This window comes from Burkholderia sp. M6-3 (assembly GCF_050858985.1).
Classification (GTDB): Bacteria; Pseudomonadota; Gammaproteobacteria; order Burkholderiales; family Burkholderiaceae; genus Paraburkholderia; species Paraburkholderia caledonica.
Genome location: NZ_CP110091.1, coordinates 1,236,219 through 1,250,285 on the forward strand (window position 1 = coordinate 1,236,219; position 14,067 = coordinate 1,250,285).

General features: G+C 63.8%; 10 protein-coding genes and 2 riboswitches. Of the genes, 5 read left to right on the forward strand and 5 right to left on the reverse strand.

Features of this window, described 5'->3' with window-relative positions; genetic code table 11:
- Positions 1–49 precede the first annotated feature (49 nt).
- On the forward strand, positions 50–2,629 hold the full coding sequence (locus OH764_RS22845) for a CHASE2 domain-containing protein (protein ID WP_498850912.1): 2,580 nt from the start codon (positions 50–52) through the stop codon (positions 2,627–2,629).
- A 47-nt stretch (positions 2,630–2,676) separates the two neighbouring features.
- Positions 2,677–3,300, forward strand: coding sequence for a DUF4136 domain-containing protein (locus OH764_RS22850; RefSeq protein WP_498851266.1), 624 nt, complete (start codon positions 2,677–2,679; stop codon positions 3,298–3,300).
- Positions 3,301–3,306: 6 nt separating this feature from the next.
- Here the strand turns inward: OH764_RS22850 and bluB are convergent, their stop codons facing one another.
- From bluB to cobA, 5 genes are read right to left on the reverse strand one after another with little or no spacing between them, the layout of a single operon-like run.
- Positions 3,307–3,987: a nitroreductase family protein gene (gene bluB, locus OH764_RS22855; RefSeq protein ID WP_498850913.1), complete on the reverse strand. Its 681-nt coding sequence runs from the start codon at positions 3,985–3,987 to the stop codon at positions 3,307–3,309.
- Complete coding sequence (locus OH764_RS22860; RefSeq protein WP_498850914.1) at positions 3,971–5,269, reverse strand: hydrogenobyrinic/cobyrinic acid a,c-diamide synthase; 1,299 nt, start codon at positions 5,267–5,269, stop codon at positions 3,971–3,973. The genes bluB and OH764_RS22860 overlap by 17 nt, the downstream gene beginning before the upstream one ends.
- A gap of 2 nt (positions 5,270–5,271) precedes the next feature.
- The gene (cobO, locus tag OH764_RS22865) at positions 5,272–5,874 is read right to left on the reverse strand and encodes a cob(I)yrinic acid a,c-diamide adenosyltransferase (protein ID WP_020071504.1); all 603 of its coding nucleotides are present in this window, start codon (positions 5,872–5,874) and stop codon (positions 5,272–5,274) included.
- A complete protein-coding gene (locus OH764_RS22870; protein WP_498850915.1) occupies positions 5,871–6,293 on the reverse strand; it encodes a cobalamin biosynthesis protein in 423 nt (140 codons plus the stop codon). Before OH764_RS22870 ends, cobO begins: the two co-directional genes overlap by 4 nt.
- Positions 6,290–7,057, reverse strand: coding sequence for a uroporphyrinogen-III C-methyltransferase (gene cobA / locus OH764_RS22875; RefSeq protein ID WP_498850916.1), 768 nt, complete (start codon positions 7,055–7,057; stop codon positions 6,290–6,292). Before cobA ends, OH764_RS22870 begins: the two co-directional genes overlap by 4 nt.
- A gap of 230 nt (positions 7,058–7,287) precedes the next feature.
- Positions 7,288–7,532: riboswitch (cobalamin riboswitch) on the reverse strand.
- 69 nt (positions 7,533–7,601) lie between these two features.
- Positions 7,602–7,883: riboswitch (cobalamin riboswitch) on the forward strand.
- A gap of 157 nt (positions 7,884–8,040) precedes the next feature.
- Between cobA and cobW the strand changes: the two genes are divergently transcribed.
- Genes cobW through OH764_RS22890 form a run of 3 tightly spaced genes read left to right on the forward strand, consistent with a single transcriptional unit; the run spans position 8,041 to position 14,045 of the window.
- Positions 8,041–9,144, forward strand: a complete 1,104-nt coding sequence (cobW, locus tag OH764_RS22880) for a CobW family protein (protein ID WP_498850917.1) — start codon at positions 8,041–8,043, stop codon at positions 9,142–9,144.
- A gap of 6 nt (positions 9,145–9,150) precedes the next feature.
- On the forward strand, positions 9,151–12,966 hold the full coding sequence (cobN, locus tag OH764_RS22885) for a cobaltochelatase subunit CobN (protein WP_498850918.1): 3,816 nt from the start codon (positions 9,151–9,153) through the stop codon (positions 12,964–12,966).
- A complete protein-coding gene (locus tag OH764_RS22890) occupies positions 12,963–14,045 on the forward strand; it encodes a magnesium chelatase ATPase subunit I (protein WP_498850919.1) in 1,083 nt (360 codons plus the stop codon). Before cobN ends, OH764_RS22890 begins: the two co-directional genes overlap by 4 nt.
- The last annotated feature ends 22 nt before the right edge of the window (positions 14,046–14,067 follow it).

The following is a 14,067-nucleotide window of genomic DNA, read 5'->3' on the forward strand; positions in this document are numbered from 1 at the left end:
GGCCCGGTCCGTTTGCTGTTTTTGGCTTTCTACCTTCTGACATCGCGCCTTGCCCACCACATCCACGCGCTTGAGCCTCGACCCGCGCGCCCGTCTCGGACGGCGTGCCGGGCGTCGTTTTCTGATCGAATGGGCGGCTATCGGATGCCTGGGTCTCGTCGTGATCGCGCTCAGTTCGTTGGGTCGCATGAGCGCGAGCGTCGATCATCTGGTGTACGACCGCTTACTGAGCCTGCATGCGCAGGCGGTGCTGCCGGACATCGTCGTGCTGGAAATCGACAATGAAAGCATCGCGCAGCTCGGCCGCTGGCCGTGGCCGCGCAGCGTTCACGCCCGATTGCTCGAGCAGGTCGCGAAGGCAAAGCCCGCCGCCGTCGTCTACGACGTGCTCTTCACAGAAGCTAATCCAGACGATGCCGAACTTGCCCGCGCCATCGCGCTGAGTCCGACCTATCTGCCGGTGCTCCTCACGGATGCCGGGCGAGGCGCGCCCGCTGTCGTCGTCGAACCGGTGGCGCCGCTCATGGGTGCGGCGGCCGGCCTCGGGCATATCAATCTCGAAGTGGACAGCGACGGCATCGTGCGCAGCGTCGCCCAGTTCGAAGGCGACGCCGACTCGCGCTGGCCGCAGTTGATGCTCACAGTGGCGCGCGCGGCAGAACGCGGCGCGCTAGGGTTGAACGTGCAGTCGGCGAGGCGCGCGTCTCTGGAATCGGCGAGCGATGCAAGCGATCGGGACACCGGTGCGCGCAACGACGCAGCGAGCGACGGCCGCTTCCTGATCCCGTTCAGCCCGAATGCACAGAGCTACGAGAAGCTCAGTTTCGCGAGCGTGCTCGCGGGCCAGGTGCCGCCCGAGAAATTGCGCGGGCGCATCGTCGTAATCGGCGTGACCGCATCGGGTCTCTACGACCGGTTTGCGACGCCGGTATCCGGTGCATTGGGGCCGCTGCCCGGCGTCTATATCCACGCGAACGTGCTCGATACGCTGCTCACCGGCCGCGAAGTCGCGCCCGCCGCACGATGGCTGCTGCTCGTCGTCTCACTGGCGCCGCTCGCGGCGTTGCTGGCCGGTTTCCTCGTGCTGTCGCCGCGCCGCTCGCTGCTGCTGACGGGCGCGCTGTGCCTGCTCGCCATGTCCGGCAGTGCAATTCTGCTGTACGGCGCGCAGTTGTGGTTGTCGCCCGTGCCCGCGATTCTCGGCGTGGTGGCCGTTTATCCGATCTGGAACTGGCGCCGCCTCGAAATGACGATGGCGTATTTGCGCAAGGAGTTGCAGCGTCTCGCGGACGAACCGCATCTGCTGCCGCAAACGCCGCAGCGCCGGCGCCAGTTCGGCGGCGACGTGCTCGAACAGCACATGGCGCTGATGGCGCAAGCTGCACAACGCGTTCAGGACATGAAGCGCTTAATGTGGGACAGTCTGGACAGCATGCCCGAGCCGATTCTAGTGAGTGACATGCAGGGCATCGTGCTGATCGCGAACCATGCCGCGAAGGCGCACTTTGCACGGCTTGGCGCGCCGATGCCCGAGGGGCGCTCCATGCAGAAGGTGCTGGGTGGCCTGACGTTCGTCAAGGCCATCGACAGCGGAGCAGGATCGGATGCCGAAAACGATCTGCTGGCCCGCGCGCATTGGCCCGCGCTGCTCGATCCCACGAGCCGCGAATTTGCCGCGCTGATGGCGCAGGGCGTCGAAGTGCGCGACGCCGACGGGCGCGATCATCTGCTGCGTTACGCGAACTGCACGAACGCTCAGGGCGAGACGACCGGATGGATAGCCGGTCTCGTCGATGTCTCTGCGTTGCACGCCGCCGAGCGCCAGCGCGAAGATGCACTTCGGCTGCTGTCGCACGATATGCGCTCGCCGCAGGCGTCGATCCTGGCGCTCGTCGAGATCGAGCGGGCCCGCGAGAAGCCGGTGCTCGCGCGCGGCTTGCTAGAGCGCATCGAACGTTACGCGCAACGTGCGTTGACACTCGCCGACGACTTCGTACAACTCGCGCGCGCCGAGTCGCAAACCTACCTGCTGGAGCCGGTGAATCTCGCCGAGCTGATGATCGACGCGTGCGATGAAGTCTGGCCGCAGGCACACGCGAAGCGGATCGCGTTGCACACGGAAACAGACCTATCGGCGGAAGGCCGCGACATAGACGATATCGGCGACGAGGGCCACTGGATCTGCGCCGATCGTTCGCTGCTGACGCGTGCCCTCGTCAACATCCTGAACAACGCGGTCAAATACAGTCCGCCCGATACGCGTATCACCTGCGAGCTATCGGACGAGGCGCCCGCGCGCACCTCGGCGACGCCCGGTTTCACTTCGGCCGTTACATCGGATCGCGTGACGCGGCGCGTGTCGTGCACGATCCGAGACCAGGGCTATGGAATACCGCAAGAGCAGCAGGCACAGCTATTCGAACGCTTCAGACGTTTTCACGAAACAGAGCGGCCAGAAGTGGGCGGCGCCGGGCTCGGGATGGCCTTCGTCAAGACCGTGGTCACGCGCCATGGCGGTGAAGTGAACGTGGTGAGCGCGCCCGGGCGGGGCACCGCAGTCACGATCTATCTGCCGGCACTGGAAGAAGCGCAACTGGATCGGCCTGCGAGCCGGCGTCATGACGCCTGAGCGCGTCTTATCGAATCGGGGAGCGAACCGTGAAAGCGGTGGAAGCGATGAAAGCGATGAAAGCGGTGAACGCAATGAAAGCGACTCTGGTGTGTACGGCGCTTGCTGCGGCGACCCTCGCCGGATGTACCGGCATGCACGCCGACGTGCACACCGCGACGCCCGCATCCGCCCTAGCTGGCGAGCGGACGTACACGTTCGCGCGTCTGCCGATGCAGGAAGCGCGGGCCGACCATGTGCAGTTCGAAACCGTGCTGCGCGACGAGCTGGCGAAGCAAGGTTTCGCGGATACGGCGGAGCGGCCCGCGCATTACGTGCTCTCGGTCGGATACGAGACGCGGCCCGCGCAAATCGGCGTTGGCGCGAGCGACTGTGCGTCTGGCAATTGCGGCCCGCTGACCGACGCATCGGTCTCGCTATTCGGCGCACGCGTCTACCGTCATACGCTCACGCTGCGGTTTTTCGAACGCGAGAGCGGGCGCGAAGTGTACAAGGTCAGCGCGGCCAGTACAGACCGCGACGCCGATCCGCTGCGCGCCATGCCCGCATTGATCAGAAGTGCGCTGGTGCAGTTCCCGTTCAACGCACCGGCCGACTGGCGCGTGAGATTGCTCCCGAATCAAAAAGGCAGCCTGCCTGAAGTAGTCTCGGTGACGCCGTTGCAGAGATAACGCCGGCTACAGCGGATCGCGCGGCGACTGCTCCTGCGGTATCGAATCTTCGGGCCAGCGGTTTTCAAATACGCAATCGGCGAGCGGCATGCGCTCTGCCCATCGTTCGGTTTGCAGCATCGGTTCGCTATAAAATCGGTCGACGTGGCCAAGGCACAGTATCGCGACCGGCCGCGCGCCTTCCGGCATGCGCAGCAGCCGACGCACTGCATCGACGTCGAAGAGGGACACCCAACCCATGCCGAGCCCTTCCGCGCGGGCGGCGAGCCACATGTTCTGGATCGCGCAGGCCACCGATGCGAGGTCCATTTCCGGCAGCGTGCGGCGGCCGAAAATATGCCGCTCGCGGCCGTCCATCAGCGCCATGACGAGCAGTTCGCCGCACTCCAGTATGCCTTCCACTTTCAGCTTCATGAACTCTTCGCGGCGCTTGCCGAGCGCGTCGGCCGTAGCCAGCCGTTCGCTTTCGACGTTCGCATGCAACGCGGTACGCAAGGCGGGATCGGTGATGCGCGCGATGCGCCAGGGCTGCATGAAACCCACGCTCGGCGCGTGATGCGCGGCATCGAGCAGACGCTGCAATACCGCGGCATCGACGGGATCGCGCACGAAGTGGCGCATGTCGCGGCGCTCGTAGATCGCGCGATAAACCGCGTCGCGGTCGGCTTCGTTAAAAGGCTTCGCCATTGAACAGAGCGGCCGTGAAGGCCGGGTTGGAGGGCCAGTAAGCATGCATGTAAGTCGCGACAATCGAGCCGACGCGATATACAGCCTCGCCGGGTGCATCGCCTTGAGGCCGCGTGGCTGAGCGCAACGGCGAAAGCGGCGTGCCGAGCTTCGAGTAGTGAAACGTGTGGCCGGTCACTGGGCCATGCATGCTGTCGATCTGTTGCATGCCGAGCGCGGTGAAGCGTGTTTGCATCGTCGCGTGACCGGGCAGCAAGCCCAGCATCGACGTGCTGACACCTTGCGTGTCAGTGAGCTTATCGAGCAGATAAAGCATGCCGCCGCATTCGGCGACGAGCGGTTTGCCGGCCGCCGCGTGCGCGCGGATCGCCGCGGCGCTGCGGGCATTCGCGGCGAGCGCCGCGGCGTGCAGTTCGGGATAGCCGCCGGGCAGATACAGCGCATCGGTGTCGGAGGGCGGCGCTTCGTCGGCGAGCGGCGAAAAGTAGTGAACGTGGGCGCCGAGCGCTTCGAGCAGCGCGACATTGGCCGGGTAGATGAACGAAAACGCGGCATCGCGCGCGATGGCGATTTTTTTGTTGTGCAGAAGGCCGGGAAGTACTTGCGGCGTAGCCGCGCCGAACTCCACTGCGGGCGGCAGCCCGGCCAGAGTTGTATGACTGAGCGCATCGGCGGCGCGATCCAGACGCGCGTCGAGATCGTCGATTTCCGCGGCCTGATGCAAGCCGAGGTGGCGATCGGGCAATTCGATTTCGTCGCTGGCGGTAATGTGCCCGCACCAGCGCAGAGTCGCCGGCAACGCCTCTTCGAGCATCTGCGCGTGACGCGAGGAACCGACGCGGTTCGCGAGCACGCCATGAAACGGGACCTGAGGCCGGAAATTCGCGAGGCCGAACGCGACCGCGCCGAAGGTCTGCGCCATCGCCTTCGCCGAAATCACCGCGAGTACCGGCACACCGAACTCGGTCGCCAGATCGGCGCTGCTCGGCGTGCCGTCGAAGAGGCCCATCACCCCTTCGATCAGGATCAGATCGGCTTCGTCCGCCGCCTGCGCGAGAAGATTGCGGCACGCGTCCTTGCCGACCATCCACAGATCCAGCGACAGCACGGGCGCGCCGCTTGCGCGCGAGAGGATCATCGGATCGAGAAAGTCGGGCCCGGTCTTGAACACGCGCACACGCCGCCCCAGTCGCCGATGGTAGCGCGCGAGGCCCGCGGTGATCGTGGTCTTGCCTTGACCCGACGCGGGCGCGCTGATAAAGAGCGCAGGGCAGGCGGACACGTTCAGAACTCCACGCCGCGCTGCGCCTTCACGCCTTGCTCGCGATACGGATGCTTGACGATGCGCATTTCGGTGACGAGGTCGGCGGCTTCGATCAGCGCATCGGGCGCGTGGCGGCCGGTCACGACCACATGCAGCATTGCTGGACGCGCGTTGATGACGGACAGCACTTCGTCGAGCGGCAGATATTCGTACTTGAGCACGGTGTTCAGTTCGTCGAGGATGACCATCTGATAGTCGCCGCTTTCGATCATCCTGCGTGCTTCGTCCCAGCCTTTGCGCGCGGTGGCCATGTCGGCGTCACGGTTCTGTGTGTTCCAGGTGTAGCCGTCGCCCATCGTCACGAAGTCGCAGTTGGCAATCGCGCCGAGGAAGTCGCGCTCTGACGTATGCAGCGCTCCCTTGATGAACTGCACGACGCCAAGCCGCATGCCGTGGCCGAGCACACGCACGGCCATGCCGAAAGCGGCGGTTGTCTTGCCCTTGCCGGTGCCGGTGTTGACGATCAGCAGGCCCTTTTCGACGGTCGCGTTGGCCTGCTTCTTTTCGTGGCCTTCGCGCCGGCGTTCGGTCATGCGTTGATGCGATTCGGGGTCCGTCTTCATGGAAGGTCCTGTTGGATGGTGGTGACACTGTGTGCTGGCGCTGGTGCGGTCGATGCGATCGCCACGGTGACACCAGCGTAAACGGTTTTGCGAGCGATCAGATGTGCGGTGCAACCGGCGGCCACCGCAAGCAACGCGCACGGTTCGCATACGCCGTCCACGCCGAGATGCTCGCGCGCGGCGGCCGACGGTTCGTGCACATCTATCGCTAGAATCTGCTCGCGGCTGAACAGCTGTAGCGCGAACCTGTGACGCGCGCAGAACTCCAGCAGGCCCGGTTCGTCCGCTTTCGTTTCAATAGAGGCTACCGTTGCGATCTGTCCGAACGTGTGCGAACCGAGCGCGGCGCGCACCGCCGTTTCGATCTCGTCCGCCGATGTATGCAGGCGGCAGCCGATGCCCACGCTAAGCGTTTTCATTTCGCGTCCGGCGAAGATGCCGTTTCTGATGAGCTTGCCGCGGCGGCACGCGCGAGCGCCAGCGACGCCACGCCGCCTACCACCACGATCGCAGGCGAGCCGAGTCGCGCGCGCGCGACGGCATCGGCAAATTCGCCGAGCCGCGAAAGCGCATGGCGTTGCTCCGGACGCGTGGCCGACTCGATTGCCGCACAAGGCGTGTCGGCGCGCATGCCGGCCGCGAGCAATGCGCTGACGATATCGTTCAGACGCCGCATGCCCATGTAAACGACGAGCGTCATGTGGGTGGCGGCGAGCGCGCCCCAATCCGGCTCGCTGCTGCTCGCGCCGTGGCCGGTCACGAATATCACGCCTTGCGCGTGATCGCGGTGTGTAACCGGAATGCCGATAGCTGCGGGCGCCGCAATACCGGCTGTGATCCCGCTGATGATCTCCACCTCGATACCGGCCGCATGCAGCGCCTGCTGCTCTTCGCCGCCTCTGCCGAATACGAACGGATCGCCGCCCTTGAGTCGCGCGACGCTGCGCCCAGCATGCAGATGCTCGAGCATTTGCGCGACGATGCCTTCTTGCGGCGTCGACGGATGACCGCCGCGTTTGCCGACGTAAACAATCGACGCGTCAGCGCGCGCGAATTGCAGCACGTCGGGATTCACGAGATCGTCGACGAGTATCACGTCGGCTTGTGCCAGGGCGCGCGTTGCCTTCAACGTCATCAGTTCGACGTCGCCGGGCCCTGCGCCGATCAGCCACGCGCGTGTCATCGCGCCTCGCTAACCGTGCACGGCAACGACGTTGCGCGCCCCGCCGGCGTACGCCATGCAGTGCGGCACGCTAACGGGCCCAGGTGATTGGAGATCGAAGTCATTCAAGCGGTGTCTTCACGCACGACAGCACGCGCGGGTGCGAACCCGGTTGCCACATCGTGCTTCAGCGCCTTCACATCCGTCCCTCGCGGATTCCGGCTGCCGGCGGCGTGACGTCGAGAAACGCACGGCCACCTCCGCATCTGGCCGGTATCCGGGCTGGCGGCCTCACGCGCTTTGCCTTCCCGCCCGCATTCATTCGAATGTATCGGACAGTGGCATCGAAAACGCATGCGCGGCGCAGCATGAACATTGCACCGCAGGTCGCTTACCGTTGCGGGGACAGCACAGATTGAGCGCAGGAGCGCTGCCTGTTTCCCGTTTAACTGCACACGCGAATGCATGTGCGGGCACCAAACGCGCGCATACGATAGCACACGAGAAGCCCGTGTGATAAGCGCGCCGGGCCCGCGTTTACTTGACGGCGCCAGACGGTCGGCCTAAACTCGCACGCACTTCTGGTGCTCGTGTGCGCGCTCGTGCGCATGCAGTTAAACGGGAAACAGGGCGCCCGCCTGTCACGGTTTTGGGTCAACCTGTGCTGCCCCCGCAACGGTAAGCGAAAAGTGACGTCACGGCGGTTTGCGTGGCGTCGCAGTGCCGGCTTCGGTGTCCACGCGCAAGGCCGCGTGGGCATATCACCACTGGGCGAGAAATCACTCGTTCGGGAAGGGGAAGCGGCGCTTTCGCCAGCCCGGATACCGGCCGGAACACGAAGGGCGAACGTCGCGGGGATGCGGCGCTGCGCTCATGCCCTCACACCCGTTTTCTGCGTTTTTCCTGTTGTAGCAAGGCCGTCGTTCATGCTTGAGGTACGCGCTGGACCTCTTGCGTGCGGACTACGCCGGCCGGCGCCTGCAACTCCTGGGATGGACCTCACGATGCAAACTCAAATGCGCAAGATCCCCGTCACCATCGTCACGGGCTTTCTCGGCAGCGGCAAGACCACTCTGTTGCGGCACATTCTCCAGCACGCGGGCGGCAAGCGCATCGCGGTGATCGTCAACGAGTTCGGCGAACTTGGTATCGACGGCGAAATCCTGAAGGGTTGCGGCATCGGTTGCGACGAGAATGGTGTCGAAACGGAAGGGCAATTGTATGAACTCGCGAACGGTTGCCTCTGCTGCACGGTGCAAGAGGAGTTTTTTCCGGTGATGGAAAAGCTCGTTGAGCGCCGTGAGCAGATCGACCATGTGCTGATCGAAACATCGGGTCTCGCGTTGCCGAAGCCTCTCGTACAGGCGTTCAACTGGCCGCAGATAAAAAACAGTTTTACCGTCGATGCAGTGATTACCGTGGTCGACGGTCCCGCTGCCGCAAGCGGCCAGTTCGCGGAAAACCCGCTCGCTGTCGACGCGCAGCGCAAAGCCGATCCCAATCTGGACCATGAATCGCCGCTCCACGAATTGTTCGAAGATCAATTGGCTTCAGCCGATCTGGTGATTCTGAACAAAACAGATCTGCTCGATGAGGCTCGTCAGAACGCGGTCGAAGCCGTGATCCGCGAAGAGATTCCGCCGCAAGTGAAGGTCGTGCGCGCGCACATGGGGCAACTCGATCTGCACACGCTGTTCGGGCTCGAAGCGGCATCCGAAGAAACGATTCACCTGCGCCACGACCATCACGGATCGGCTGACGACCCGGATCATCACCACGATGAATTCGATTCGGTAGTGGTGCATGCAAACGTGCTGTCGCGTGACGCGGTAATCGCCGCACTGCAAGCGCTAGTTCAGAGCAACACGATCTACCGTGTAAAGGGTTTCGCGGCCTTGCCGGGCGCAGCAATGCGTCTCGTGATTCAGGGCGTGGGCCGGCGCTTCGACAGCTATTTCGATCGGCGCTGGCAACCCGGCGAGGCGGGCGAAAGCCGCTTCGTGCTGATCGGTGAAGACCTCGATCAAGCCGCGCTGCAGCGCGCGTTCGACGCGGCGCTGGGCGTGTCGAACGCGCAGGTGCCGGGCGTCGCAGTGCAGCAGGCGTAAGCGCACATGCATCTGCTGCGCACCACGCCGGGCGGTTTCGTCGACGATACGCAAGGCGTGATCCGTATCGATCAGCGGCCTGCGGATATCGTCGTGCTCAGTTCTGCGGACACCACGTTGTCGCTGCTGGCAAGCGTGTTTCCTCGTCTCGGCGACGGCTTTCCGAGCGTGCGCCTCGCGAACGTAACGTATCTGCGGCAACCGGCGTCGGTGGATTTCTACGTCGAAGATGTGCTGCAACACGCGCGCGTCGTCGTAGTCGATCATCTTGGCGGCGAAGCGTATTGGCCGTACGGTATCGAACAGGTCGTCGCGCTAGCGGAGCGCAAACAGCAAACGCTCGCGATGTTTTCGGGCGATCTGCAGGAAGATCCCAATCTGCTTGCGCGCAGCACCGCGGACGCGGATCTATGCCATCAGTTGTGGCGTTATTTGCGGGAAGGCGGTCCCCAGAATGCCGAGGCGTTTCTGCGCTGCATCGCGTATCGCGCGCTCGGTTGGGGACACGAGCCTGCGCCGCCCCGCGCGTTGCCGGCCGCGTCGCTTTACCATCCACAACGCGACACGCCGACAATCGCCGACTGGCAAGCGCGCTGGCGGCACGACGCGCCCGTCGCGGCGATACTGTTCTACAAGGCGCATCTTCAGGCGGCCAACACAGCGGTGTTCGACGCGCTGATCGAAGCGCTCGACGCACAAGGCGTGAACCCGCTGCCAATCGCGATTACGTCATTGAAGGACGCGGTGAGTCGCGAAGTCGTACAGTCGTTGTGCGCGCAACATAACGCGGCGCTCGTACTCAACACGACTGCGTTCGCCGCGTCCGCGATCGATGATCCCGAACCGCTCGCGCTCGCCGGCGACGCGCCTGTGCTTCAGGTGATTCTGAGCGGCGGCAACCGCGAGGACTGGCTGAAGGACAATCAAGGCCTGAATTCGCGCGACATCGCCATGCATGTCGCGCTGCCCGAGGTGGACGGTCGCATCATCACGCGCGCAATCAGTTTCAAGGGACTCGCGTATCGCTGTCCGCATACGGAAGTCGACGTGGTGCGTTATCAGCCCGATCGCGAACGCGTGAATTTTATTGCCGAGCTGAGCCGCCGCTGGGGCCGCCTGCGCTCGCTCGGCAACGCGGACAAGAAACTCGCGCTGATTCTCGCCAACTATCCGATGAGCGAGGGTCGCATTGGGAATGGCGTCGGACTGGATACGCCGGCGTCGGTGGTCGGAATTCTGTCGATGTTGCGCGACGAAGGCTATCGCGTGGCAACCGTGCCCGAAAACGGCGATGCGCTGTTGCAGAAGCTGACCGAGGGCGTGACGAACGATCCGGTGGTGCGCGATCTGCGGCCTGCTTTGCAAAGCTTAGCGCTTGCCGATTACCTCACCCATTTCAACGCGCTGCCCGCCGAAGCGCGCAATGCGCTGAATGCGCGTTGGGGCTCGCCAGAGCACGACCCGAGCGTGCGGCGCGGCCGTTTCATGATTGCGGGTTGGCGTTGCGGCCACGTGTTCGTCGGCATTCAGCCGTCGCGTTCGCGCGAGCAAGGCGATTACGCGAGTTATCACGACGCCGAGCTCGTGCCGCCGCATGCATATCTCGCGTTCTATTTCTGGCTGCGTCATCAGTTCGGCATCGACGCGGTCGTGCATGTCGGCAAGCATGGCAACCTCGAATGGCTGCCCGGCAAGAGTGTTGCGTTGAGCGATACGTGCTGGCCGGATCTGATTCTCGGGCCCATGCCGCATCTGTATCCGTTCATCGTCAACGATCCGGGCGAGGGCAGTCAGGCCAAGCGCCGCGCGCAAGCCGTGATCGTCGATCATCTGATGCCGCCGCTCACGCGCGCCGAAAGCTACGGTCCGTTGCAGGACCTCGAGCGCCAGGTCGACGAATACTATGAAGCGTTGATGGTGGACCCGCGCCGCTCGAAGCTGTTACGGCGCACGATTCTCGCGACTATCGTCGAACATAAGCTGCATGAAGAATTGAGCCTGTCCGAGCCGAAAGGTGAAGACGACGAAGATGCGTTGCTCACGCGCGTCGATGCGTGGCTGTGTGAACTGAAAGAAGCGCAGATTCGCGATGGTTTGCACACGTTCGGCCAATCGCCGCAAGCAGCGCAACGACGCGATACGCTGCTTGCGTTAGCGCGCTTTCCCGTCGGCGATGGGCAAGGTGGCAACGCAGGGTTGATCGATGCGTTGGCGCGCGATCTGCAGATCGATCACTTTTTCGACCCGCTATCGGTGGATTGGTCCGCGGCCTGGACGGGTGCGCGTCCCGACATTCTGCAACAGGTCAGCAATGCGCCCTGGCGGCATTGCGGCGATACGCGCGAGCGTCTGGAACTGTTCGCGGCGGAAATGCTGCGGGGCCTATGCGAGCCGCAAGCGCATGCGCATACAGATACGGCGAGCGCATTGGCGAAGGCGCCGCTGCCGCAAGCAGAGCGCGTGATCGAGCGCTTGCGCAACGACGTGCTGCCTCGGCTCGACGCATGCGGTACGCAGGAAATGACGCATCTCAGACGCGGTCTCGAAGGGCGATTCGTGCCGCCGGGGCCGAGCGGTTCGCCATCGCGTGGCAGACCCGATGTACTGCCGACCGGCCGAAACTTCTATTCGGTCGACACGCGTGCGGTCCCAACGCAAGCGGCCTGGTCGTTGGGGCTCAAGTCGGCGCAGCAGTTGATCGAGCGGCATTTGCAGGAACATGGCGATTACCCGCGTGCGATCGGTCTGTCCGTGTGGGGCACCGCGACGATGCGCACCGGCGGCGACGACATTGCGCAAGCGCTCGCACTACTTGGGGTGCGACCGAAGTGGGCGCCTGGCAGCCATCGCGTGACCGACTTCGAAATCATGCCGATCGAAGCGTTCGACCGGCCGCGCATCGACGTCACGCTACGTGTGTCCGGTTTTTTCCGCGACGCGTTTGCGAACGTGATGCATCTGTTCGATGTTGCGGTGCAAGCCGTCGCCGAACTGGACGAACCAGCAGAACTAAACCCGATCCGCGAGCGTGTGCTGCGGGAACGCGATGCGTTGATCGCACACGGTATGGACGCGACCGAGGCACGCAAGCGCGCCGGCTGGCGCGTATTCAGTGCGCGTCCGGGCGCTTACGGCGCCGGTTTGCAGGACATGATCGACTCGCAGCAATGGCAGACCGACGCCGACCTCGCGAATGCATATCAGGCTTGGGGCGGTTATGCGTACACGCAGAAAAACGCCGGCGAAGAAGCGCGTCACGCATTCGGCACACGCCTCGCCGCGATGGACGTCGTATTGCAGAATCAGGACAACCGCGAACACGATCTGCTCGATTCGAACGACTACTATCAGTTTCAGGGCGGCATGGTCGCGGCCGTACGCCATCTTGCCGGCAATCAGCCGAGCATTTATCACGCCGACCACAGCAACCCCGCCGCACCGCGCGTTCGCACGCTTCACGAGGAAATCGCGCGCGTAGTGCGCTCGCGCGTGGTCAACCCCAAATGGATCGACGGTGTTAAGCGCCATGGATATAAAGGCGCTTCTGAAATTGCAGCAACGGTCGATTATCTCTATGGCTATGATGCGACCGCGCGCGTGGTTGCGGACCATCAATATGCGCTCGTCACCGATGCTTACCTGAACGATGCGGATACGCGCGAGTTCTTGCAACGGCACAATCCACATGCGTTACATTCGATTTGCGAGCGCCTGCTGGAAGCGATGCAGCGCGGTCTGTGGCAGACGCCCGGCGACTATCGCGCTCAGGTCGAACAGCATCTGCTCGCGAGCGAACAGCAGATTGAAGGAATGCAATCATGAATGCAGCCACGCAAGATGCGCGGCCAAATCCTGCGCAAAACCCCGCGCAAAGGCCGGCGTTTCCTTTCTCCGCATTGATCGGTCAGGCGCCGTTGCAGCAAGCGCTGTTGCTCGCCGCGATCGATCCGGGGCTGGGTGGCGTGCTGGTGAGCGGGCCGCGAGGCACGGCTAAATCGACAGCCGCGCGCGCGCTCGCCGAGCTGCTGCCCGAAGGGCAACTGGTTAATCTTCCGCTGGGCGCGAGCGAGGATCGTCTGATCGGCACGCTCGATATCGAAACCGTATTGCGTGACGGCTCCGTGCGCTTTTCGCCCGGTCTGCTAGCCAAGGCGCATCGTGGCGTGCTGTATGTGGATGAAGTGAATCTGCTGCCCGATGCGCTCGTCGACGCGTTGCTCGACGTCGCAGCGAGCGGTGTGAACACCGTCGAACGCGACGGCGTATCGCATAGTCACGAGGCGAGCTTCGTGCTGATCGGCACCATGAATCCCGAAGAGGGCGAGTTGCGGCCGCAGTTGATCGACCGTTTCGGCTTGATGGTCGAGTTGCAGAACTGTTTCGAGCCGCGCGTGCGTGAAGAGATCGTGAAGGCGCGGCTCGCATACGATCTCGATCCGATGGCCTTTCGCGCCAGTTATGCTCGTGAGCAGGCGCATTACGTCGAGCGGATCCGTGCGGCACGCAACAAGCTCGCGCAGCTTTCTTTCGACGGCGCCGTGCATGCGCATGTCAGCGCGTTGTGCATCGACGCCGCAGTAGACGGCTTGCGCGCGGACCTGGTGATGCTCCGCGCCGCGCGAGCGCTCGCGGCGCTGGAGCAGAGCGATGCTGTAACGTCGCAGCACGTGGATAGCGTCGCCGAAGCGGTGCTCGTGCACAGGCGGCGTCAGCGGGATACGTCGACTGCTGACAATGCGGCTGGTGGCGAAGCAATGTCACGCGATTTGCCGCAGAGTTCGGCTATGCCCTCATCTTCTGATGTCGAGGCCGGCGATGGCGACTGGGGCTATTTGCCGCCGCAGCCATCCGCGACGACGCACGTCAAAGGCGTCATACCGCTTAACGTAAAAAAACGCTGAGCCATCGGAAGGGCGCCGCCGC

Coding starts and splice junctions, on each gene's coding strand:
- cobO (WP_020071504.1), bottom strand. CDS start 5,874: ATGAAGACGGACCCCGAATCGCATCAACGCATGACCGAACGCCGGCGC.
- OH764_RS22890 (WP_498850919.1), top strand. CDS start 12,963: ATGAATGCAGCCACGCAAGATGCGCGGCCAAATCCTGCGCAAAACCCC.
- OH764_RS22870 (WP_498850915.1), bottom strand. CDS start 6,293: ATGAAAACGCTTAGCGTGGGCATCGGCTGCCGCCTGCATACATCGGCG.
- cobA (WP_498850916.1), bottom strand. CDS start 7,057: ATGACACGCGCGTGGCTGATCGGCGCAGGGCCCGGCGACGTCGAACTG.
- OH764_RS22850 (WP_498851266.1), top strand. CDS start 2,677: ATGAAAGCGATGAAAGCGGTGAACGCAATGAAAGCGACTCTGGTGTGT.
- bluB (WP_498850913.1), bottom strand. CDS start 3,987: ATGGCGAAGCCTTTTAACGAAGCCGACCGCGACGCGGTTTATCGCGCG.
- cobN (WP_498850918.1), top strand. CDS start 9,151: ATGCATCTGCTGCGCACCACGCCGGGCGGTTTCGTCGACGATACGCAA.
- cobW (WP_498850917.1), top strand. CDS start 8,041: ATGCAAACTCAAATGCGCAAGATCCCCGTCACCATCGTCACGGGCTTT.